General features: G+C 65.9%; 18 protein-coding genes. 5 read left to right on the top strand and 13 right to left on the bottom strand.

The genetic code is table 11. The annotated features are described in order from the left end of the window. Nucleotides 1-76 precede the first annotated feature (76 nt). The 4 genes from IB273_RS24375 (at nt 77) to IB273_RS24360 (ending at nt 3,716) form a co-directional block, all read left to right on the top strand. Complete coding sequence (locus IB273_RS24375; protein ID WP_151188513.1) at nt 77-409, top strand: DMT family transporter; 333 nt, start codon at nt 77-79, stop codon at nt 407-409. A gap of 78 nt (nt 410-487) precedes the next feature. Then, nucleotides 488-1,663, top strand: a complete 1,176-nt coding sequence (locus tag IB273_RS24370; RefSeq protein WP_081515492.1) for an NAD(P)/FAD-dependent oxidoreductase — start codon at nt 488-490, stop codon at nt 1,661-1,663. Beyond that, nucleotides 1,660-2,463, top strand: a complete 804-nt coding sequence (locus IB273_RS24365; protein ID WP_192225213.1) for an aldo/keto reductase — start codon at nt 1,660-1,662, stop codon at nt 2,461-2,463. Before IB273_RS24370 ends, IB273_RS24365 begins: the two co-directional genes overlap by 4 nt. Before the next feature lie 341 nt (nt 2,464-2,804). Further along, nucleotides 2,805-3,716 (top strand): metal ABC transporter ATPase, encoded by a 912-nt coding sequence (locus IB273_RS24360; RefSeq protein WP_081515490.1) that lies wholly within the window; start codon nt 2,805-2,807, stop codon nt 3,714-3,716. Between the two features lie 279 nt (nt 3,717-3,995). On the opposite strand, the gene IB273_RS24355 is transcribed toward IB273_RS24360, so the two are convergent. The 6 genes from IB273_RS24355 to msbA form a co-directional block, all read right to left on the bottom strand. After that, on the bottom strand, nt 3,996-5,201 hold the full coding sequence (locus IB273_RS24355) for an acyl-CoA dehydrogenase family protein (protein WP_081515489.1): 1,206 nt from the start codon (nt 5,199-5,201) through the stop codon (nt 3,996-3,998). A 10-nt stretch (nt 5,202-5,211) separates the two neighbouring features. After that, nucleotides 5,212-6,495 carry an acyl-CoA dehydrogenase family protein gene (locus tag IB273_RS24350; protein WP_192225212.1) on the bottom strand — a complete coding sequence of 428 codons (1,284 nt, stop codon included), beginning with the start codon at nt 6,493-6,495 and terminating at the stop codon, nt 5,212-5,214. A gap of 198 nt (nt 6,496-6,693) precedes the next feature. Next, the gene (hldE, locus tag IB273_RS24345) at nt 6,694-8,118 is read right to left on the bottom strand and encodes a bifunctional D-glycero-beta-D-manno-heptose-7-phosphate kinase/D-glycero-beta-D-manno-heptose 1-phosphate adenylyltransferase HldE (RefSeq protein WP_081515487.1); all 1,425 of its coding nucleotides are present in this window, start codon (nt 8,116-8,118) and stop codon (nt 6,694-6,696) included. Nucleotides 8,119-8,205: 87 nt separating this feature from the next. Continuing rightward, nucleotides 8,206-9,618: a PIG-L deacetylase family protein gene (locus IB273_RS24340; RefSeq protein WP_192225211.1), complete on the bottom strand. Its 1,413-nt coding sequence runs from the start codon at nt 9,616-9,618 to the stop codon at nt 8,206-8,208. A 38-nt stretch (nt 9,619-9,656) separates the two neighbouring features. Further along, complete coding sequence (locus IB273_RS24335; protein WP_192225210.1) at nt 9,657-10,553, bottom strand: GNAT family N-acetyltransferase; 897 nt, start codon at nt 10,551-10,553, stop codon at nt 9,657-9,659. 22 nt (nt 10,554-10,575) lie between these two features. After that, entirely contained in the window at nt 10,576-12,408 is a 1,833-nt protein-coding gene (msbA, locus tag IB273_RS24330; protein WP_081515484.1) for a lipid A export permease/ATP-binding protein MsbA, read from the bottom strand. Nucleotides 12,409-12,508: 100 nt separating this feature from the next. Here msbA and IB273_RS24325 point away from each other — a divergent pair, with 100 nt between their 5' ends. After that, nucleotides 12,509-13,159: a lipopolysaccharide kinase InaA family protein gene (locus IB273_RS24325; RefSeq protein ID WP_192225209.1), complete on the top strand. Its 651-nt coding sequence runs from the start codon at nt 12,509-12,511 to the stop codon at nt 13,157-13,159. On the opposite strand, the gene IB273_RS24320 is transcribed toward IB273_RS24325, so the two are convergent. The 7 genes from IB273_RS24320 to IB273_RS24290 all read right to left on the bottom strand — a co-directional run bounded on the left by IB273_RS24320 (nt 13,143) and on the right by IB273_RS24290 (nt 20,514). After that, the gene (locus IB273_RS24320; protein WP_225610268.1) at nt 13,143-14,363 is read right to left on the bottom strand and encodes an O-antigen ligase family protein; all 1,221 of its coding nucleotides are present in this window, start codon (nt 14,361-14,363) and stop codon (nt 13,143-13,145) included. The genes IB273_RS24325 and IB273_RS24320 overlap by 17 nt on opposite strands. A gap of 11 nt (nt 14,364-14,374) precedes the next feature. Continuing rightward, the gene (locus tag IB273_RS24315) at nt 14,375-15,241 is read right to left on the bottom strand and encodes a glycosyltransferase family 2 protein (protein ID WP_151189752.1); all 867 of its coding nucleotides are present in this window, start codon (nt 15,239-15,241) and stop codon (nt 14,375-14,377) included. A 35-nt stretch (nt 15,242-15,276) separates the two neighbouring features. Continuing rightward, on the bottom strand, nt 15,277-16,233 hold the full coding sequence (locus IB273_RS24310; protein ID WP_192225208.1) for a glycosyltransferase: 957 nt from the start codon (nt 16,231-16,233) through the stop codon (nt 15,277-15,279). Between the two features lie 142 nt (nt 16,234-16,375). Next, nucleotides 16,376-16,624 (bottom strand): hypothetical protein, encoded by a 249-nt coding sequence (locus IB273_RS24305; protein ID WP_081515479.1) that lies wholly within the window; start codon nt 16,622-16,624, stop codon nt 16,376-16,378. A gap of 33 nt (nt 16,625-16,657) precedes the next feature. After that, entirely contained in the window at nt 16,658-17,554 is an 897-nt protein-coding gene (locus IB273_RS24300; protein WP_192225207.1) for a lipopolysaccharide core biosynthesis protein, read from the bottom strand. Nucleotides 17,555-17,639: 85 nt separating this feature from the next. Continuing rightward, complete coding sequence (locus IB273_RS24295) at nt 17,640-18,773, bottom strand: glycosyltransferase (protein WP_192225206.1); 1,134 nt, start codon at nt 18,771-18,773, stop codon at nt 17,640-17,642. Further along, a complete protein-coding gene (locus IB273_RS24290; protein WP_138213989.1) occupies nt 18,757-20,514 on the bottom strand; it encodes a carbamoyltransferase in 1,758 nt (585 codons plus the stop codon). Before IB273_RS24290 ends, IB273_RS24295 begins: the two co-directional genes overlap by 17 nt.

The raw sequence follows: 20,514 nt of genomic DNA, 5'->3' as shown, positions 1-20,514 counted from the left end.
AGAATGCCCGGCAGATTCGAACGTCAGCTGCGTGTCGCTCATACCGAGCGGCGTGTCGTTCCGGGGAGCACCCACCATGCCCGGCTATCTCTACCTCGCCATCGCCATCGTCGCCGAAGTCATCGCCACCGCTTCGCTGAAATCAGTGAAGGGCTTCTCCACGCCCCTGCCGCTGGTGCTGGTGATCGTCGGCTACGCCATTTCCTTCTGGATGCTCACCCTGGTGGTGCGCAGCATTCCGGTCGGCATCGCCTACGCCATCTGGGCGGGCCTGGGCATCGTGCTGGTCAGCATCGCGGCGCTGGTGCTCTACCAGCAGAAGCTCGATACCGCCGCCCTGCTCGGCATGGGCCTGATCGTCAGCGGCGTGGTGGTGATCCAGCTGTTCTCCGGCAACGCCGGTCACTGATGAGGCCATGGTGCGCGGCCTGTCGCCGCGCGCTATCGGGTTATACTGCGCGCTTCGTTTTTCCCTCGAGGCGCTTTCATGTCCGAATCCCTGAGCACCGACATCCTTATCGTCGGCGGCGGCATCGCCGGTCTCTGGCTCAATGCCCGCCTGCGGCGCGCCGGCTTTTCCAGCGTGCTGGTGGAGAACACTGCGCTGGGCGGCGTGCAGAGCATGCGCTCGCAGGGGATCATCCATGGCGGCACCAAGTACGCCCTGCACGGCGCGCTGACTGGCGCCTCCGAAGCCATCGCCGACATGCCGGCGCTATGGCGCGATTGCCTGGCCGGCACCGGCGAGGTAGACCTGCGCGGCGTGCGCCTGCTCTCCGACGCCCATTACCTGTGGTCGCCCGGCGGCCTGGCCGGCAACCTCACCAGCTTCTTCGCCAGCAAGGCAGTGCGCAGCCGCGTAGCCCAGGTGAAGGGCAGCGACCTGCCGCCAGCCCTGCAGGACAAGGCCTTCAAGGGCAAGGCCTACCGCCTCACCGAACTGGTACTGGACGTGCCCAGCCTGGTCGCCCGCCTCGCCGAACTGGCCGGTGACAGCCTGCTGGCCGGCGAACGCATCGAAGCCCTGCGCGACGGCGACAAGCTGGCAGGCCTGCGTGTGGACGGCCGCGAAATCCGCGCCCAGCGCGTCGTGCTCAGCGCCGGCGCCGGCAACGAGGCGCTGCTGCGCGAGCTGGGCCTGGAGCGCCCGGAGATGCAGCGTCGCCCGCTGCACATGGTGCTGGTCACCGCACCCACCCTGAAGCCGCTGTACGCCCACTGCCTCGGCGGCGGGCCAAAACCGCGCGTCACTGTCACCACCCACCCGCTGAGCAATGGCGACTGGGTCTGGTACCTGGGCGGCGACATCGCCGAAGCCGGTGGCGTGGCGCGCAACGAGGCCGAGCAGATCGCCGAGGCGCAGCGCGAGCTGCACAAGCTGGTGCCGTGGATCGACCTCTCCGCCGCTCGCTGGGCGACCCTGCGCGTGGACCGCGCCGAACCCTCGCAGAACAACCTGCTGCGCCCGGACAGCGCCTTCCTCGCCGAGGACGGCGCCCTGCTGGTCGGCTGGCCGACCAAGCTGGCCCTGGCGCCGAACTTCGCCGACCGCGTACTGGAGTCGCTGGAGAAAAGCGGCATCCGCCCGCAGGCCAACGCCGCCCTGCCGGACCTGCCGCGCCCGGCCATGGCCCGCCCGGTATGGGAGGAACTGCTCGGATGAAGACCCTGCATCACCTGCATCGCCCGCTGGGCAGCACCGGCCTGAACGTCTCGCCACTGGGCCTGGGTACCGTGAAGCTCGGCCGCGACCAGGGCGTGAAGTACCCCGAAGGCTTCCGCATCCCCGATGACCGCGAGGCCGCCGACCTGATCGCACTGGCCCGCGAACTGGGCATCAACCTGATCGACACCGCGCCGGCCTACGGCCGCAGCGAAGAGCGCCTCGGCCCGCTGCTGCGCGGCCAGCGCCACCAGTGGGTGATCGTCAGCAAGACCGGCGAGGAATTCGTCGGCGGCCAGTCGCAGTTCGACTTCAGCGCCGCCCACACGCGCCGCTCGGTGGAACGCAGCCTGCAGCGTCTGGAGACCGACTACATCGACCTGGTGCTGGTGCATTCCGACGGCAATGACCTGGACATCCTGCGCGGCACCGAGGTCTACGCGACCCTTGAGCGCCTGAAGGACGAAGGGCTGATCCGCGGCTTCGGCTTCTCCGGCAAGACTGCCGACGGCGGCCTGCTGGCCCTGGAGCGCGGTGACTGCGCGATGGTCACCTACAACCTCAACGAGCAGGCGGAAAAGCCGGTGATCGACCATGCCCAGGCCCATGGCCGCGGCATCCTGATCAAGAAGGCCCTGGCCAGCGGCCACGCCACCCTCGCCCCCGGCGTCGACCCGGTGCGCGCCAGCTTCGAACTGGTGCTGGGCCATCCCGGCGTCGCCAGCGCCATCGTCGGCACCATCAATCCACTGCATCTCGCGCACAACGTGGACATTGCCGCCGAGGTCCTCGACCGCTGATCGGCGGTCATGTGGATTACGCATTCCTGTGCCATGCTCCAACTCCCCCGGCGAAAACCGCGGGCACAGAAACTGTCGCCAACCAGCGATTCCCACGCAAAAGCCTCGGAATCGCCAAGCCTTTCAGGGAAAAATCCGGAAATCCTTTGGATTTTCGATGACACCAGGAGCGGTGTCAGGCTGTCTAGGTTGTAGCGACCCCGTAATTGAACGATCGGCCGGACCGTCCCCAGCAGACGGTCAGCGTTCGCGTCGGCGTCGCCTGCCAGTTATCACTGGAAGAGGATCCGTCAGCGCAACCCGGCGCCCTGTACGACGCCCTGTACGAGAAGGAAGACCCTATGCCCCGTACGCTCGCCCGCAAGGACCCGACCGCCTTCAAGACCCTGCCGCTGCTGGTGGAAGCCAGCCCGGAAGGTCTCATCTACCAGACCCTCGGCAAGCCCCTGAACTTCGCCCAGGTCCTGGAAAAACGCCGCCCCATCGAGATCAACGAGACCGAGCGCTTCGTCACTGAACTGGCCAACCTCGGCGTTTCGGTGCGCCTGACCCTGAACTACCAGGGACGCGACCACTGGATCCTGGTGCGCCAGCGCCGCCTGGACCGTGGTGACACGGTGCTCAAGCTGATTTCCGGCTACGTGCCGGCCCACGAATTGAACCTGCCGCTGCTCACCGCGATCCAGGAAGTCGCCGAGGAATGCCTGGTGGAAACCGCCGACGGCTGGCTGGGCGGGCGCTTCGGCGACACCTGGCTGCCGACGCCCTACGAGGGCATCCTGCGCTACCGCGAAACCAGCCACTTCTCCCTGACCCCGCTATCCGGCGCCTCGCGCCCGGTTCAGGCCGGTGCGCTGCGCTTGCTGGAGCGCCCGCAGGCCTATGTGCACCTGCCGACGGCCTCACTGCAGTTGGTTTATGACCTGCGCATGGAGCTGCCCAAGGATGCCCGCGAGGTGAGCCTGTTCCACGTCGACGAGAAACTCGAAAGCGGCCCGCTGGTGGCGCGGCTGGACCGCCGTCGCCCGGATATCTACCTGCTGCCGCTGGAGCATGGGCAGCCGACCGGCGAGCTGCTTACCCTGAGCAAGGGCGAGCTGTGCAAGGCCAGCACTCGCGGCCTTTGGCTGTCGGAGAGTTTCGCCGAGCAGGATGGCTGGCTGGTGCGCGAGGAACGCATCCGCTTCCGCGAATGGATGGAGCAGTGGCCGCCCGCCGCCGGCAATGCCGGCAGCGGGCGGCGCACGGCCTGATTCCGCCGACATGATCACTCCGACCTGACGGCCGGTTCGCGGGCATGGCCCGCTCCTACAGGAGAAGTCGCTTTTGTAGGAGCAACTGTCTGATTCAGGAAATAGTGTGCCTGGGCATTCCCTCACCCCTGCCCTCTCCCAGAGGGAGAGGGAGCTGTCCATACCGGCTGACGCCACGGTTTGATCCTGCACCGAACGGTCCCCTCTCCTCCTGGGAGAGGGTTAGGGTGAGGGCCGATCCGAGCGCAGAGATATCCAGTAGCAGCGGTCGAAGACCGTTCACTTCAACTGACTGGAACTCTTGCCCAGCAGCCGCCGCGCCACGATCAATAACTGGATCTGCTGGGTGCCCTCGAAGATGTCGAGGATCTTCGAATCCCGCGCCCACTTCTCCAGCAACTCCTCTTCCCCGTAGCCCAGCGCGCCGGCCAGCTCGACGCATTTAAGCGTCACCTCGTTGGCCACTCGCCCGGCCTTGGCCTTCGCGATGGAAGCCTCCCTGGAGTTGGGCAGGCGGTTGTCAGCCATCCAGGCGGCCTTCAGGGTCAACAGGCGTGCGGCCTCCCATTCTGCTTCCAGGCGATATAGCGTCGCCTCGGCGTGGCTGGCGCTGAGCAGCGGCTGGCGATAGTCGAAGCGGCAACCGGCCTTCTTCAGCAGCTCGCGGGTGCGATCCAGCGAGGCCTTGGCCACGCCGATGGCCATGGCAGCCACCAGCGGACGGGTGTTGTCGAATGTTTCCATCACCCCGGCAAAACCTTTCTGCACGTCGATCTCGGCGTTACCCAGCAGGTTGGCGGCCGGCACCCGGCAGTCGCTGAAGCTGATGGACGCGGTGTCCGATGCCTTGATGCCGAGCTTCTTCTCCAGGCGGGTGACGGTCATGCCCGGCGTACCCTTCTCCACCACGAAGGACTTGATCGCCGCGCGGCCGAGGCTCTTGTCCAGGGTCGCCCAGACCACCACCGCGTCGGCGCGGGCGCCGGAAGTGACGAAGATCTTCTCGCCGTTGAGCAGGTAGTCATCACCATCGCGGGTGGCGGTGGTGCGGATCGCCGCCGAGTCCGAGCCGCAGCCCGGCTCGGTGATGGCCATGGCCGCCCAGGTCCCGGAGAAGCGCTTGAGCTGCTCCTCGTTGGCCACCGCAGCGATGGCGGCGTTGCCCAGCCCCTGGCGCGGCATGGCCAGCAGCAGGCCGGTGTCGCCCCAGCACATCTCCATCACGCCCAGGCAGGCGGACAGGTTGCCGCCGTTCTTCACGCCCTCCTCCGCCCCGGCCTTGCGCTTGCTGGCCGAGGTGGCGCCGACGGCGTCCGGCGAGCCGGCGTTCATGCCGTCCAGCAGCGCGGCCAGCAGGTCCAGCTCCTTGGGGTAGGCGTGCTCGGCCTTGTCATACTTGCGTGAGATCGGTCGCAGGTAGTTCTCTGCCACCTGGCGGGCCTGGTTCTGCAAGGTGCGGAATTTCTTCGGCGTCTCGAGGTACATGCAAAGCTCCTTACAGGTGCAGGCCGCCAGCCATCAGGCTGACGGCGCGCAGGTCGCGGTACCAGCGCTCGGCCGGGTGTTCCTGGGTGAAACCGTGGCCGCCGAGCAGTTGCACCGCGTCGGTGCCGATCTTCATCGCCTTCTCGGCGCAGAGCAGCTTCGCGAGGTAAGCCTCGCGGTGGAACGCCTGGCCGCGCTCAGCCAGTGCGCAGGCGCGCCAGACCATCAGGCGCATGGCATCCAGCTCGACAGCGATGTCGGCGACCATGAAGGCCACGCCCTGGCGATGGCTGATCGGTTCACCGAAGGCCTCGCGCTCATTGCAGTAGGTGATCACGTAGTCCAGCGCGGCCTGCCCGGTGCCCACGGCCAGCGCACACCAGGCCAGCGCGGTGTGATCGAGGAAGGCCTGGTAGTCGAAGCGCTCCGCCGCCAGCCGCTGCTCGGCCGGGACCTTCACGCCCTTCAAGCGAACTCGCGCGGTGCCGGTGGCCTTCAGGCCCATAGCCGGTTCGGCACGCACTTCGACGCCCTTGGCGCGGGTGTCGATGAGGAACAGCGCCGGGCCGTCGCCGGCATCCGCCGCCACGATCAGCTTCTGCGCATCCACGCCGCGCACGACCAGGCATTTTTCGCCGGTCAGCGTGTAGCTCGAACCCCGCTTGCGCGCCTTGGTGGACAAGCGCAGCGGATCGGCCAGCAACTGCGGTTCGTTCACCGCGATGGCGATCAGCGGCGCGGCCTCTTCGCCAACGAACGCCGGCAGCCAGCGCGCCTGTTGTTGCGGCGAAGCCCAGCGGCGAATGCAGTTGGCCGCCGACAGCGGCACCAGCAGCGCAGCAGCCAGGCTCAGGTCGCCACGGGCAAGGGACTCGGCGATCAGCGCGTTGGTCACCACGGTGCGCTCGCCGGCCATGCCGCCGTGCACCTCGCTGACGCCGTAATGGGTCAGGCCCAGTTCCTGCGCCTGGGCAAGCAACTCCAGGCTCAGGCTGGCCTTGGCGTCGGCCCCATGGGCGGCCGGGCGCAGCACTTCGGCGGCGAAGCCTTCGAGCATCTCCACAAGCATCTGCTGCTCGTCGGACAGGGACAGGTCGAACAGCCCGTCCGGGTCGGCCTTGCGTGGGGTCTTGGGCTGTTTGGCGGCACGTTCGCTGGCCAGCCGGAAGCCGGTGCGGCTGCCGCTGTAGAGGAGTCTTTCAAAGGGCTTGCGCAGCTTCAGTCGGTCCGGCCAGTCGGCCTGGGCGACACGGTTCAGCACGGCCAGGGCGCGGCCCTGCACGTCGGTGGTCATGGCATCTCGCTCCGCGGAGGGTGGATGCCCCGATCATGCGCTGCAAAATGCCGCAGGGACCATGACCGCTTTGCCGCCGGTGACTGGCAGAGCGGTCAAAGAAAAACCGGCCTGACGGCCGGTTGGTGCACACCTGTAGGAGCGGGCCATGCCCGCGAACGCCGGCAAGGCCGGCGCCCCACGCAGTCGTGAACGAGATCAGCCCTGGTGACGAATCTTCTCGACGATGGCGGTGGTGGAGCTGTTCTCCACCAGACCCAGCACGCGCACTTCGCCGCCGTAGGCCTTGACGATGTCGGCACCGACCACCTGCTCGACGCCGTAGTCGCCGCCCTTCACCAGCACGTCCGGGCGGACTTCGGTGAGCAGGCGCTCGGGGGTGTCCTCGGCAAAGCTGACAACCCAATCTACGGCGCCGAGGCCCGCAAGCACGGCCATGCGACGGTCGACGCTGTTGATCGGGCGGCCCGGGCCTTTCAGGCGGGTCACCGAGGCGTCGTCGTTGGTGGCAACGATCAGGCGGTCGCCCTGCGCGCGCGCCTGCTCCAGGTAGGTCACGTGGCCGGCATGGAGGATGTCGAAGCAGCCATTGGTGAAGACGATCTTCTCGCCATGGGCGCGGGCGTCCTCGATGGCCAGCAGCAGTTGCTCGAGGCTCAGTACGCCACGCTCGGAGCCCTGCTCGCGCTGCACGGCGCGGCGCAGTTCCGGGGCGCTGATGGCGGCGGTGCCGAGCTTGCCGACGACGATACCGGCCGCGAGGTTGGCCAGGGCCACGGCCTGCGGCAGGTCTTCACCGGCGGCGATGGCGCCGGCCAGCGTGGAAATCACCGTGTCGCCGGCGCCAGTGACGTCGAACACTTCGCGGGCACGGGCCGGCAGGTGCAGGGCGCTGTGGCCCGGGCGCAGCAGGGTCATGCCGTGTTCGCCGCGGGTGACCAGCAGCGCGCCGAGCTCCAGCTCGGTCATCAGTTTCTGGCCCTTGGCGACCAGATCGGCCTCATCCGTGCAGCGACCGACGATGGCTTCGAATTCGGAGAGGTTCGGAGTGATCAGGCTGGCGCCACGGTAGATGGCGAAGTCCTTGCCCTTGGGATCGGCCAGCACCGGGATGCCGCGCTGGCGGGCAGCCTGGATCAGTTGCTGGTGGTTCTTCAGCGCACCCTTGCCGTAGTCGGAGAGCACCAGCACGCGAACCTGGTCCAGCAGCGCCTCGACGTCGGCGGACAGGGCCACGGCGTCGGTACGGAAGGCTTCCTCGAAGTCCACGCGCAGCAGTTGCTGGTGGCGGCTCATGACCCGCAGCTTGACGATGGTCGGCTGGCCGGCGATGCGCTGGAAGCGGGTGGTCACGCCCACTGCCTGCAGGCTGTCGCTCAGGCTGTCGGCCGCTTCGTCGACGCCGGTGACGCCGACCAGGAAAGCCGGGGCACCGAGGGCGGCAAGGTTCAGCGCGACGTTGGCGGCGCCGCCGGGGCGGTCCTCATGCTGCTCGACCCGCACCACGGGCACCGGCGCCTCGGGCGAGATGCGCGAGGTCGCGCCGTGCCAGTAGCGGTCGAGCATCACGTCGCCTACCACCAGCACGGGGGCCTGATCGAATCGGGGCATGGTCAATTTCATGGGAACTCCGCAGGTCGAAATCGCCGCGGATAATACCATAGCCGCCCAGTGCGACTTGCGCCGAACACCGGGCGGTCACGGCAATGCCTAGGGGACTTTGCGAACCCAGAACAGCTCGTGGCGACGCACCGCCTTGCGGAAGAACTCGTCGTCACCAGTGGCCGGCCACCGACGGCCGGCGAGCACGCGCTGGATCAGCCGGCGCAGGCGTTTCTTGCCGGTGAGCGGAGTCTGCAGGTCGTGCTGCAGGGCCAGGGCCTGAGCCTTGTCGATGCGGGTCGCGGCGTCCAGCACCGGGCTCCACAGCGGGTCGGCCGGCAATGCCTCGATACAAGGCGGCAGGGCAATGCCACCGTCGGCCGGGCCCATGGGCCAGCGGTCGTTGTCGTGCAGGTGGTTGGCGTAGAGCAGCAGCGTCTGCGGTTTCCAGCTGCTGCGCGAAATCGCCTCCAGCGTCGCCTGGGTGGCGTGAACGTGGTCGGCGTGGGGGTCCAGTTCCGGGTGCGCGGTGAGGATCACTTCCGGGCGGATGTGCTCGATCAGCGCGGTGAGGTCGGCCACCAGGTTGAGCCAGGTCGGTGCGCCGTCGCTGTCACCCGGCAGCGCGAAGGGGTTGAAGCCGCGCACGCTGCGGATGTCGATCTCGCCGGACTCCCGCGAGGCGAACGCCTGGCTCGGCTCGGCGGCCATGGCCGGCAATTGCAGGCAGTAGTAGCCCAGTTGCACGCAGCGCTCGGCCGGCACGCCACCCCAGAGCGGTGCGGCAATGCTGTCCCAGGTGCGCAGGCGGCCCTTGAGCCGGGCGGCCTCGGCCTTGCCCAGCCCGAGACGCTGGTAGTGTTCGGCCTCGATCTCGCCTTGCGTCAGGGTGACGATCCAGGCTTCCGGGCAACGGCTGTACTGGCCGAAGGCGGCCAGTTCGGCATCGTCCGCGTGGGGCGCGATGATCAGCAGGCGCTGTCGGGCGTAGTCCGGATTGTCGAAGGCGTGCAGCACGCCCTGCTGCGCCAGTCGGCAATGGCGGCTGCGGATGCGCAGATGCCCGGAACGCAGTGCTTCGCCCTGGCCGGAGAGGTTGATGTAGCGCTTGCCGCTGACGCCACGCTCGAAGTCCTGGCGATCGGGCTCGACGCCTTCGATCAGCACCTGCGGGTCGAGCCAGCGGCCGAGCAGCGAGGCTTTGACCTCGATCTCCAGCACCAGCGTCTCCTCGCCCGCCGGCAGCGCACCGGTGGCGACGTGCAGGCCGTGCGGGCCGAGGGATACCGGCAGGGCGATGGAGCCCTCGGGGAAGTCGTAGCGGTAGTCGTCGCGCGGCGAATAGAACAGGTGATCGGCGAACCACGCTTCATGGGCGACCCAGCCGAGCAACACGGCCAGCGGCACGCTCCACCAGGGCGCGAAGATGCCCAGCAGGATCAGCGCCAGCAGGGCGACGAGCAGGACCGCGCGCTTCTTGCGGCGGTGCTGTTTGAGCAGGTGCTGCTTGCGGGCGCTCATGGCGACTCTCCATCAAGCCCGCTGTCGCGGGCGGGGCGTCAGACCTGGAACACCGGCACGCGGTGGCACCAGCGGTCCTTGTACTCGCGGTCGGCGCGGCCGAAGGAATAGCGCAGCGGCTTGCCCAGCGCCTCGGCCTCGGCCCAGGCCTCTTGCGTATTGACGAAGCTGAGCACGCTACCGGGGCTGAACTCGCGGTTCTCCGGAGCGACGCCGCCGTTGATGTACTCGACGCTGACCCATCTGGGCGCTTCGACCCGGTAGAGAATCTGGATCGCCACCGGCTCGCCGTCCAGGCGCACCAGCGAACCCCGCATGAAGTCGCGCATCAGGCCGAAGACTTCGGCCAGCCGTGCCTTGCCCGGCACTTCGAACTCCCAGCGACGCTGGAACAGGTCGGCATAGATGCTCGCCTGCTCGTCGGAGCTCAGCTCGCTCATCGGCTGCAGCACGCCGCCCGCCTCTTCCAGCAGGCGCTGTTCGCGGCGCTGGTTGTAGCGGAATTTCTTCGAGAAGTCGGCCGGCGCGCGGTTCATCGCCAGTTGCTCGGGCTGCTCGCGGGCGTCGCTGACCTGCTCGCGGTTGAGCTCGGAGAGATAGCGCACCTGATGGCGCAGCTCGATGCGCGCACCTTCGGCGATGGGCAGGATGATCTCGGCGTTGCCCAGGTCGAACAGCGCCTTCTTGCCCTCGCGCTTGAGCACATCCTTGGACAACGCCAGGCTGCGCCCCCAGGTCGGCACGGCGGCGCGCAGTTCATCGCCCTCGAACCAGCCCAGGTAACGCACCGGAATGCCGGCCAGATGGGCGAGACGCTCAACCACATCCGGATGGGTGGCGACGCTGCCGCCGAAGCGCTGCCAGGCGGCGGCATAGTCGGCCGCCGCGATGGGCGTCCAGCCGCGTTCGCGGAAGACTCGCAGACGGTTCAGCATGCCAGGGGATTCCGCACCTGCATCATACCGGCTGCTCGACGGGCGCTTCTTCGCTGCCACCGACCGGGTCGTCGGCGAACTGGCGGGCGTGCAGGCGGGCGTAGTAGCCGTTCTGGGCGATCAGCTGGTCGTGGGTGCCACGCTCGACGATGTGGCCCTGGTCCATCACCAGGATCAGGTCCGCCGCCTCGATGGTGCTCAGGCGGTGGGCGATGACCAGGGTGGTGCGGCCTTCCATGACCTTCTCCAGGGCGGCCTGGATGTGCCGCTCGGACTCGGTGTCCAGCGCCGAGGTGGCCTCGTCGAGGATCAGCACCGGAGCGTCCTTGAGCAGCGCGCGGGCAATCGCCAGGCGCTGGCGCTGGCCACCGGAAAGCATCACGCCGTTCTCGCCGACCTCGGTCTCGAAACCTTCGGGCAGGCGGTCGATGAACTCGCGGGCGAAGGCGTCGTCGGCAGCCTTCTCAACGGCCTCGCGCGGTTTGCTGGCGAGGTCGCCGTAGGCGATGTTGTTGAGCACGCTGTCGTTGAAGAGGTTGACCTGCTGGGTCACCAGCGCGATGTGCCGGCGCAGGTTGCTCAGTTTGTAGTCTTCGACATCGGTACCGTCGAGCAGGATCTGCCCGTCGCTGTGGTCGTAGAAGCGCGGGATCAGGTTGGCCAGGGTCGACTTGCCGCTGCCGGAGCGGCCGACCAGCGCCACCATCTGGCCTGGCTCGACGCTGAAGTTCAGATCGTTGAGGACCGTCTTCTGGGTGCCCGGGTAGGTGAAGCTGAGGTTCTTCACTTCGAGGCGGCCCTGTACGCGTTCACGCTCGACTGTGCCGTTGTCCACCTCGGGCTGCTCGTCGAGCTGCTCGAAGATGCTTTCCGCGCCGGCCACGCCCTTCTGGATGGTCGAGCTGACTTCGGACAGCTGGCGGATCGGCTTGGGCAGCAGGCCGGCCATGGAGATGTAGGCCACCAGGTCGCCTACGGTGGCATCGCCACGCAGCAGCAGCACGAGGTACAGCAGCACCGCCATGGCGCTGTAGATCACCAGCTGCAGCATCGGCGTGTAGATCGCCGAGGTCTTGTTCATGCGCAGGTTCTTGCTGGTGTTCTCGTTGGTCACGTGGCGGAAGCGTGCGCGCTCATAGGGCTCGCCGCCGAAGCTGCGAACCACGCGATAGCCCTGGATGGTCTCGGACGACACATGGGTCACATCGCCCATGGCCACCTGGATCTTCTTGCTCTGCTTGCGGAACTTGCGGCTGGCGGTCGTCACCATCACCGCGATGATCGGCAGGATCGCCAGCATCACCAGGGTCAGTTTCCAGTTCATCCACAGCAGCGAGAGGAACAGGAAAACCACAGTCATGCCTTCGCGGATCACCACCTTGATGGCGTCGGTGGCGGCGCCGGTGACCATGGTCACGTTGAAGGTGATGCGCGAGATCAGGTGGCCGGAGTTGTTGCTGTCGAAATAGCGGTTGGGCAGGGTCAGCAGGTTGTTGAACAGCGCGATACGCAGGTCCTGCACCAGCCCCAGGGAAACCTTGGCGATGAAGTAGTTGCCAAGGAAGGAGCCGACGCCTTGCCAGACGGCGATCAGCACCACCAGCAGCGGCACTGCGTAGAGCAGCGACAGGTCACGGAGCCAGGCCACGGAGGAGTTGGGGAACAGCTTGGCATCCGGATGGGCCAGGCCATCGACGAAATACTTGAGGATGCCCGCCAGCATCGGCTGGGTCGCGGCGAAGATCAGGAAACCGATGATGCTGAGCAGGAACATCCCGATGTACGGACGCACATAGGACAGCAGTCGGAAGTAGATCTTCAGGCTCGAAGGAGCCTGGGGTTCTTTACCGGACATGTAGGAATCGCACGCTTAAAAGGTCGGCGATTATAACACAGCGCTCTCGTTTGCCCGGCGGCTGGGCTACTATAGCCGGCTATCGATTCAGGGACCCGTTATGCAAGACCTCGCTCTCTCCGCCTACGAAGCGCTGCGCGCCGGCGCCCAGGTGCTGGAAGCCGACAAGCATGGCGACAAGGTCCTGCGCCTGGCCGATGGCAACTTCCTGAAACTGTTCCGACGCAAGCGGCTGATTTCCTCGGCGGCGCTCTATCCCTATGCGCAGCGTTTCGCCGACAACACCCAGACGCTGCAGCGCCTGGCTGTGCCCTGCCCGCAGATCATCGCGGTGTACCGCATTGCCGATATCGCCCGCGACGCGGTGCACTACCGCCCCCTGCCAGGCGACACGCTGCGCCAGGTGATCGAAGCCGGCGAGGCGGACACGCAACTGGCGGCGCAACTGGGCGAACTGATCGCCGGGCTGCATGACCAGGGCGTGTACTTCCGCTCACTGCACCTGGGCAACGTGGTGAAGACCCCCGAAGGCACCCTGGGCCTGATCGACCTCGCGGACATGAAGAAGCAGCGCCGGGCACTGTCGCGCCAGCAGCGCAAACGCAACTTCGCCCACATGCTGCGCTATCCCCAGGATCGCCAGTGGCTGCTGGCCGGCAATACCGACAGCCTTTCACAAGCCTACCTTTCCCACAGCCCGGTACGCTGGCCGCTGGCCGAGCTGAGACAGTTCCTCAGTTCGGCTCCATGACCGCCGGCCGCACCTGAGGCCAGCGCTCCAGGCTGAGCCCCAGCAGGATCACCACCCAGGGCATCAGCCACATTGCGCGCGTGCGCTCCCACAGGCTGAACACATCGAACTGCATGGCGACGCTGGAGAACACCCACAGCAGCATCACCGACAGGCCCAGCGCCCGCGAGCGGCTTCGCCAGGCGTTGTAGCCAATCGTGCCCCACAGCACCAGGAACGCCAGCAAGGCTGGCACGCCATACTGGATCGCCGTGTGCACGGGGAAGTTGTGCGCCCCGTTCTCGTATACGGAACGCCCGCTGGTCACCGAATAATCGCCCCCCAGCCCAACGCCGAACCAGAAATGCTGCTGGATCTGCGGCCAGGCATTGCGCAGCAGCTCGAAACGCTCGGCGTCGCCGCGTTCCATAAGCCCCGGCTCGACGACAACCAGCGTTGCGCCACCGACCAGAAGCAACAGAGGCAGCAGCTTGGCGATCCGGCCCGGCACCAGACTCAAGCTGAAGATGGCGGTAACCATCAGCGCCAGCAATGCCCCCCGGCTTCCGCAGAGCACCACGTAGATCAGCGATGCGGCCAGCAGGAGTACCCAGGGCAGTTGCGACCAGCCGCGGCGCGGCAGCAACGGCACGCACAACACCGTGACGAAGGCGATCGAGTAAGCCGCCGCGTTGGGGTTATCCAGGAAGCCGCCAAACCCGTTCAGGCGCCCCATCCCATAAGCAGGGGCAAACAGGAGCGCCGCCACGCTGTAGAGGCCGACCACCAGAGCCAGCGACAGCATCGTCAGGCGCAGCCGACGCTCATCCGCGCGGGCCCAGAGCACCCAGCCGAAGATGAACAGCATGAACAACGAAACACTCTTGAGGTTGCCCGCCGGCTTGCCCGTCTTGGACCACAGCAGAGAAAGCACCGCCCAGCCGAACAGCGCCAGCAGAAGCCACAACTCCCGGTGAGCCCGAAGCAGGTGGCCGAGCTCCTGCCGGCGGGTGATGCACAACCACAACGATGGCAGGTAGACGAACAGCGCGACCATCTGGAAATAGAACTTCATGCTGGGTGTCAGCATCACCCCGGCGATGCTCCACAGCACGCCAATGCCCAGCATCGCCTCGGCTATCCGGCTTCCCCGGCGCTGCGACACGCCAGTGGGGGTCACCGTGGGGCACCAGGACTTCCAGGCGGAAGCAATTACATCTTTCATCGGCAAACGTCTTATTCCCGCCCGAACTTGAACAGCAGATGGCGAATCCGCCGCAGGGTGATGCGATTCCACCGCCATGGCGGAAGCTGCAGGAGCAGCGACCAGGCGTAGCCCTTGTCACCGACCACGGATTGCTTGAGCGCCTTGTTGAGGATACAGGTCATGCCAGCGCCGTACGCCGGGTGGTCACGGTAAGGAGCGACCGCCATCCGATCATAATTCAGCTGGTTCTTGTAGGCCGTCCGCGACAGGTTGCCTTCGTGGCGGCGGTAGCCGCTGACTACTTCCGGCAGGACTTCGACCCGGTAGCCCAGGTGGGCGATCTTCAGGGTCATCTGGAAGTCCTGGATACGGATCTGCGGATCGTAGCCGCCAACCCGGTCCATGGCCTCGCGCCGGTACATCGCGACGGTCGCGCCGACGGCGATGGCCTGCCCCAGCAACTCGTCGAAGCTGTACTGGCGCACGGCATTGCCCGGCCCGCCCTTCAGGTGTTTGCCGTCGGCGTCGATATAGACGGCGCGCCCGCCGAGGCAACCGACCTCCGGGTGCTCGCGCAGGTAGTTCGCCTGCAGGCGCAGACGCCCCGGCATCATGATGTCGTCGGAGTCCGGCGTGGCCACCAGTTCGCCCCGCGCATGGCTCAACGCCGTGTTGAGCGCGGCACTGACGCCCTGGTTGGCCTGGCGGTAGAACTGGAAGCCATGCTCCTGCTGGAGCGCCTGGATCTTCTCCGCACTACGATCCTGGGACCCGTCATCCACCACGATCAACTCGAAGTTGGGATAGTCCTGCCCAAGAATGCTCAGCAGTGTCTCTTCGATATAACGCTCTCGGTTATAGCAAGGCACCAGCACGGAAATCAGCGGGTTTTCCACAGACACCTCAATAACCGGCAGATAGTGGCCACAGGTCAGAACCCCAAAGCCAGTCGCCAGCGCTCCAGCATACCGGGCTGCGGCCTCTCACGCAGCGGGACAGCCATGGCCTGGACGATCCGTGCCCCGATCTGGCTGAACCCGAAACCTTCCACGGCCAGCATCCGGCCGGCCTCGGCAATGCGCGACGCGCGCTGCGGGTCATCCCGCAACTGCTGCAGTTTGCTGCGCAGTTGGGCGACATCGCGGTAAAGCACCACGTTGTGCATGTCCTGCAACCCCAGCGCGCGATTCTCCGCCTCACCCTGGTCATAGGCCAGCAGCACGCAGCCGCAGGCCATGGCCTCGAAATTCTTGATCATGTACTCGCCCATGCCAACATCGGCACTGACGAAGAAGCGGATACGGTTGAGCGTATTCAGGTAGTCCTCGCCCGAATTGGTCTTGGTCACCAGCAGGTTTTCCACCCGTCCCAGTTCATCCAGCAGCGCCTTGCGGCCGCTGTAGGCCACGCTACCGGTGCTGCCGACGAAGGCCAGTTCGATATCCCGCTCCCGCCCCAGGTCATGCAGCAGGTTCTGGTCATAGCCCTTGGGCACGAAGACCGCATCGAAGCCTTCCTGGCGCAGGCGCTCGCTGACCATGTAGCCCGAGCTGATCACCCGCGCCCAGGGCAGGCGACGATAATGCGCGCTGAACTTCCCGGTGTACTTGCAGGAAATATAGTTCTGGTAGGCGTCGTGCTCGAGAATGACCAGGTTGGGCACGCTGCGGATGAAGGCTGCCTGGCGCATTTCCTTCTTGAAGCGCAGGAAGAACAGGATGCGATCGTACTTCGACACATCCACGTGCTCACGGAAGTAACGGCGCAGGTTGGCCTGCTCGTCACTGGACAGCCAGCGCAGGTCACACTCGCAATGCTCGGCGATTCCGTCGTACAGGCGATCGAGGATGGCGCGTTGTTCTTTCTGGACCAGGAACAGAACTTTCAAGACTCACCTTTTGCATCGCAGAGTGCGGGCAATCGAATTAACGTGCATCCTGGGCCGGATACGGCAATCGCCCAGCTTCCATGCGCCCCGCCCCGTCACCCTCCACAAGGAGAGCGGCGACAAGGACAATGCGCCGCGAAGATTAGGGGACGCTGAACAACCCGGTCAAGACGATGGCCGTCTCAGGATGCAGAAGCAGGAGTTGGCTCTGACGGACGTTGTAATAGGTGCAACCCGCGGGGAGGTCCTTGATGACCAACGGCATCGCCCCAATGGTGACACCACTGCCAATCTCGAGTTCATCGGCGATGTTGCAGCTGTGCGCACCAAGGCTCAAATCGTCACCGATCACCAGCGAATAACGCGACAGCCCCAATGTCTTGATACCCACCGTGGAGCTCTGCCGGATGTTGCGGCAGAGCCATCACGAGCTCACTCGCAGGTGTTTGCCACCCGTCGCTGCCATTTCTGCTTCGAGCAATGCATCGAGTTGGGTAGGTTCGACTTTTGGCACCACACTGGCCGGCAACCGACTGTCTGGCGACAGATTGAACAGCCTCAGCGGGAAACGCGGCGAAACCTTCTCGGCGACGATCCGGAAGCTGGGCAGGATGTAATCCTCGAAATCTTCGTCGAGGCTGCTGGGCAGAGCAGCCGTCCCTGTTTCGTAGAAGCGCCCGATACTCTTGTTCAGGTCCATCCCGATGATGAACACCTGGCTGAAGCCCAGGTGACAGGCCAGTTGCGTCGCGGCGTAGGGGATGGTGCGCCCACCGAAATAGCCCTTGCTCATGTTGCGACTGAAGCCGATCCGATTGGTCTTCCTGCGCAACAGCGAGAACCCGCAGATCAGGTCGGGATCACGGCGGACGGACCAGGCATAGGAACGATCCGACAGCACCGCCATGCCATGCCGGCGGTTGACCCTCTCCAGCAGAAAGACATTCGCCCTGCCCGGCAGCAAGGCCGGGTCATGACGATGCAGCGCCTGGAAGCAGTTCAGGCTCATTGCCAGGTGCGTGGCGCTGCGCGCGCCGAGACAGGCGAGGTCAGGGCGATCACGCACGAACCCGGGGTCATCGCAGATATAGAAGAACGGCGTGATCTTCTGGTCGACGCAGCGAACGATGGAGCCGTTCATCGCGATGACCGGCCAGTCCGCATAGCGCGCCAGCGGGAACTCCCCGGCGGAAGGTCCGGAAGCGAGCAGGAACACACTCCCCTGGTATCGCCCACGGCACTCCCCGAACTCGGCCAGGGGAACCTGCATGCTCCCATCGCCCAGCCAGCGTCGACCACCTTCCTGTTTGAGTTCCAGCATTTGCAATCGCGCGCTCGTCAATGAATCGCCCAAGGGCGCATCCAGCGTCCAGGCCAGTAAAAATGAAGGGAGAAACGCAGGGCCGTCAGCGGGATGGGGCGAGTAACGCCTTCACCAGCGGCAGACTCCAGAACTCCCGGCGCACCGCCTCATCGCAGAAGCGCGTCTGCAGACGCTGCTCCATCCGCTGCGCGCACATCACCCGCTGCTCGCGGTCCAGCACCGACAGATGGCGCAGCCCTTCGGCCAGCGCGGCATCGTCGCCCAGCGGGAAGAGAATGCCCAACCCCTCGACAATTTCCCCGGCACCACCGCCAGAAGTCGAGATCAGCGGCACACCCGCCACCATCGCTTCCAGCAGGACCATGCCGAATGGCTCGTGGTCGGAAGTCAGGGCGAATACGTCGAACGCCTTGAAGTAGCGCCTGGCGTCCGGGACCTGGCCGAGGAACAGCACGCGGTCGGCGATGCCCAGTTCGCGCGCGAGGTCCTTGAGGTCCTCCTCCAGCCGCCCCTTGCCGAGGATCGCCAGCAGGCTGTTGTGCGGCAGACGCGGCAGAGCGCGGGCGAAGCCGCGCAGCAAGGTGGCCTGGTCCTTGTCCGGATGCAGGCGACCGACGTTGCCGACCACCCAGGCGTTGTCCGCCAGCCCCAGGTGCTGGCGGGCCGGATAGCGCTCGACCTGCTGGTCCCTGAGGGCGTCGACGTCGACCCGGTTGTACAGCGTCTCGATGCGATCCTGCGGCCAGACCGGCAGGCAGGCACGGATTTCGTCGCGCACCGCGTTGGAAACGCCCAGCAGGCTCAGGCGTTCGGCGAAGAAGCGCGCGAACAGCTTGCGCCCCAGGCGCTGGAAGTCACCGAAGCCATGGTGCACACCGATGATCGGCAGCCTGGTGCCGAGCATGGCTATCCAGGTCGGCTTGAAACGGTGCGCGATGCAGAAGCGGAAATCGCGGGAACGGGCGATCTCGCGCAGGTCGCGGATTGCCTTGAGCTTCAGCCCGCGGATGTCCCGCGAGCTGTAGTCGAGGAAAAGCACCTCGTCGCTGGCGCAACCGGCCACGACTTCCGGATCGGGCGCACCGGTGAGGAACACCGTGGTAACCCGGTAACCGGTGCCGGCGAACAGGCTGGCGTACTGACGGGCACAGTCGAGGAACGGCCCGTCATAGCCGTGGCAGAACTGCAGGACGCGCGGTTCAGCCGAGCGAGTCATAGGGCTCCGCGCCATCCTTGACCACCAGGATGTCCTGCATGATCAGGTACTGCAGGTCCGAGCCGTAGAACATGTTCAGGGCATCGGTCGGCGAGCACACCATCGGCTCGCCACGGCGGTTCAGCGAGGTGTTGAGCGCCACGCCGTTACCGGTGAGCCGCTCCAGCTCCTTCATCATGTCGTAGTAGCGCGGGTTGAATTCGCGCTTGAGCACCTGGGCACGGGAGGTACCGTCTTCATGGACGACTTCCGGCACGCGGGTCTTCCACTCTTCGTTGACCTCGAAGGTGAAGGTCATGAAAGGCGCCGGATGGTCGATCTTGAACATCTGCGGGCCGACGGTATCGAGCATCGACGGGCAGAAGGGCCTCCAGCGCTCGCGGAACTTGATCTGCGCGTTGATGCGGTCAGCCACGCCGGGAACGCTCGGGCAGCCGATGATCGAACGGCCACCGAGTGCGCGCGGGCCGAACTCCAGGCGCCCCTGGAACCAGGCCACCGGGTTGCCGTCCACCAGCACCTTGGCGATCAGTTCGGACAGGTTGTCGATCTTGCGCCAGGTCGGCTTGGCCTCGTGGCGGGCGCAGGCGGCGATGACGTCTTCGTTGCTGTATTCCGGGCCGAGGTAGACGTGTTCCATCTTCTCGACCGGCACGCCACGTTCCCAGGACACGTACGCGGCGGCGCCAACAGCGGTGCCGGCGTCGCTGGCCGCGGGCTGCACGTACAGCTCCTTGACCTCGGGGCGAGCGATGATCTTCTGGTTGAGCTTGACGTTCAGCGCGCAGCCGCCGGCGAAGGCGATCTTGCCGGTCTCGCGGATGATGTCGCCCAGGTAGTAATCCATCATCTCCAGCGACAGCTTCTCGAACAGGGCCTGGATGCTGGCGGCGTAGTGGATATACGGATCGTCGGCGATGTCGCCTTCACGCTTCGGACCGAGCCACTCGATCAGCTTGGGCGAGAAGTAGTAGCCCTTGCCCTTTTCCTTGTAGCGACGGAAGCCGATGACGTTGGCGTACTCGGTGTTGATGATCAGCTCGCCGTTCTCGAACTTGGCCAGACGGGAGAAATCGTACTTGCTGGCATCGCCGTAAGGCGCCATGCCCATGACCTTGAACTCGCCGTCGAGCATGTCGAAGCCGAGGTACTCGGTCAGCGCCCCGTACAGGCCGCCCAGGGAGTCCGGATCGTAGAACTCCTTGATCTTGTGGATCTTGCCGTTCTCACCGTAGCCGAAGAAGGTGGTGGCGTACTCGCCCTTGCCGTCGATCCCGAGGATCGCCGTCTTCTCCTTGAAGCCCGAGCAGTGGTAGGCGCTGGAGGCGTGGGCCAGGTGGTGCTCGACCGGCTGGATCTTGGTCTTCTTCAGGTCGAAGCCCAGCTGCTGCAGGCACCACTCGATGCGCTTGTAGTAGCGCTTGTAGCGGCGGTTGCCGAGCAGGATGGCGTCCAGCGCGCGGTCCGGTGCGTAGGCGTAGCGCTTGGCGTAGTGCCAGCGGGCCTTGTCGAAGATGCTGATGGGGGCGAAGGGAATGGCCACCACGTCAACGTCCGACGGCTTGATCCCGGCCTGCTCCAGGCAGAACTTGGCCGACTCGTAGGGCATGCGGTTCTTCGCGTGCTTGTCGCGGACGAAGCGCTCTTCTTCGACGGCCGCGACCAGCTTGCCGTCGATGTACAGGGCGGCGGAAGGGTCATGGCTTACGGCGCCGGACAGGCCGAGGATGGTCAATGCCAC

Source organism: Pseudomonas sp. PDM19 (assembly GCF_014852215.1).
Taxonomy (GTDB): domain Bacteria; phylum Pseudomonadota; class Gammaproteobacteria; order Pseudomonadales; family Pseudomonadaceae; genus Pseudomonas.
Note: the sequence above shows the minus strand (reverse complement) of the source record. Positions and strands in the feature narration are given on the sequence as shown.

Coding starts and splice junctions, on each gene's coding strand:
- IB273_RS24375 (WP_151188513.1), top strand. CDS start 77: ATGCCCGGCTATCTCTACCTCGCCATCGCCATCGTCGCCGAAGTCATC.
- IB273_RS24370 (WP_081515492.1), top strand. CDS start 488: ATGTCCGAATCCCTGAGCACCGACATCCTTATCGTCGGCGGCGGCATC.
- IB273_RS24365 (WP_192225213.1), top strand. CDS start 1,660: ATGAAGACCCTGCATCACCTGCATCGCCCGCTGGGCAGCACCGGCCTG.
- IB273_RS24360 (WP_081515490.1), top strand. CDS start 2,805: ATGCCCCGTACGCTCGCCCGCAAGGACCCGACCGCCTTCAAGACCCTG.
- IB273_RS24355 (WP_081515489.1), bottom strand. CDS start 5,201: ATGTACCTCGAGACGCCGAAGAAATTCCGCACCTTGCAGAACCAGGCC.
- IB273_RS24350 (WP_192225212.1), bottom strand. CDS start 6,495: ATGACCACCGACGTGCAGGGCCGCGCCCTGGCCGTGCTGAACCGTGTC.
- hldE (WP_081515487.1), bottom strand. CDS start 8,118: ATGAAATTGACCATGCCCCGATTCGATCAGGCCCCCGTGCTGGTGGTA.
- IB273_RS24340 (WP_192225211.1), bottom strand. CDS start 9,618: ATGAGCGCCCGCAAGCAGCACCTGCTCAAACAGCACCGCCGCAAGAAG.
- IB273_RS24335 (WP_192225210.1), bottom strand. CDS start 10,553: ATGCTGAACCGTCTGCGAGTCTTCCGCGAACGCGGCTGGACGCCCATC.
- msbA (WP_081515484.1), bottom strand. CDS start 12,408: ATGTCCGGTAAAGAACCCCAGGCTCCTTCGAGCCTGAAGATCTACTTC.
- IB273_RS24325 (WP_192225209.1), top strand. CDS start 12,509: ATGCAAGACCTCGCTCTCTCCGCCTACGAAGCGCTGCGCGCCGGCGCC.
- IB273_RS24320 (WP_225610268.1), bottom strand. CDS start 14,363: ATGAAAGATGTAATTGCTTCCGCCTGGAAGTCCTGGTGCCCCACGGTG.
- IB273_RS24300 (WP_192225207.1), bottom strand. CDS start 17,554: ATGCTGGAACTCAAACAGGAAGGTGGTCGACGCTGGCTGGGCGATGGG.
- IB273_RS24295 (WP_192225206.1), bottom strand. CDS start 18,773: ATGACTCGCTCGGCTGAACCGCGCGTCCTGCAGTTCTGCCACGGCTAT.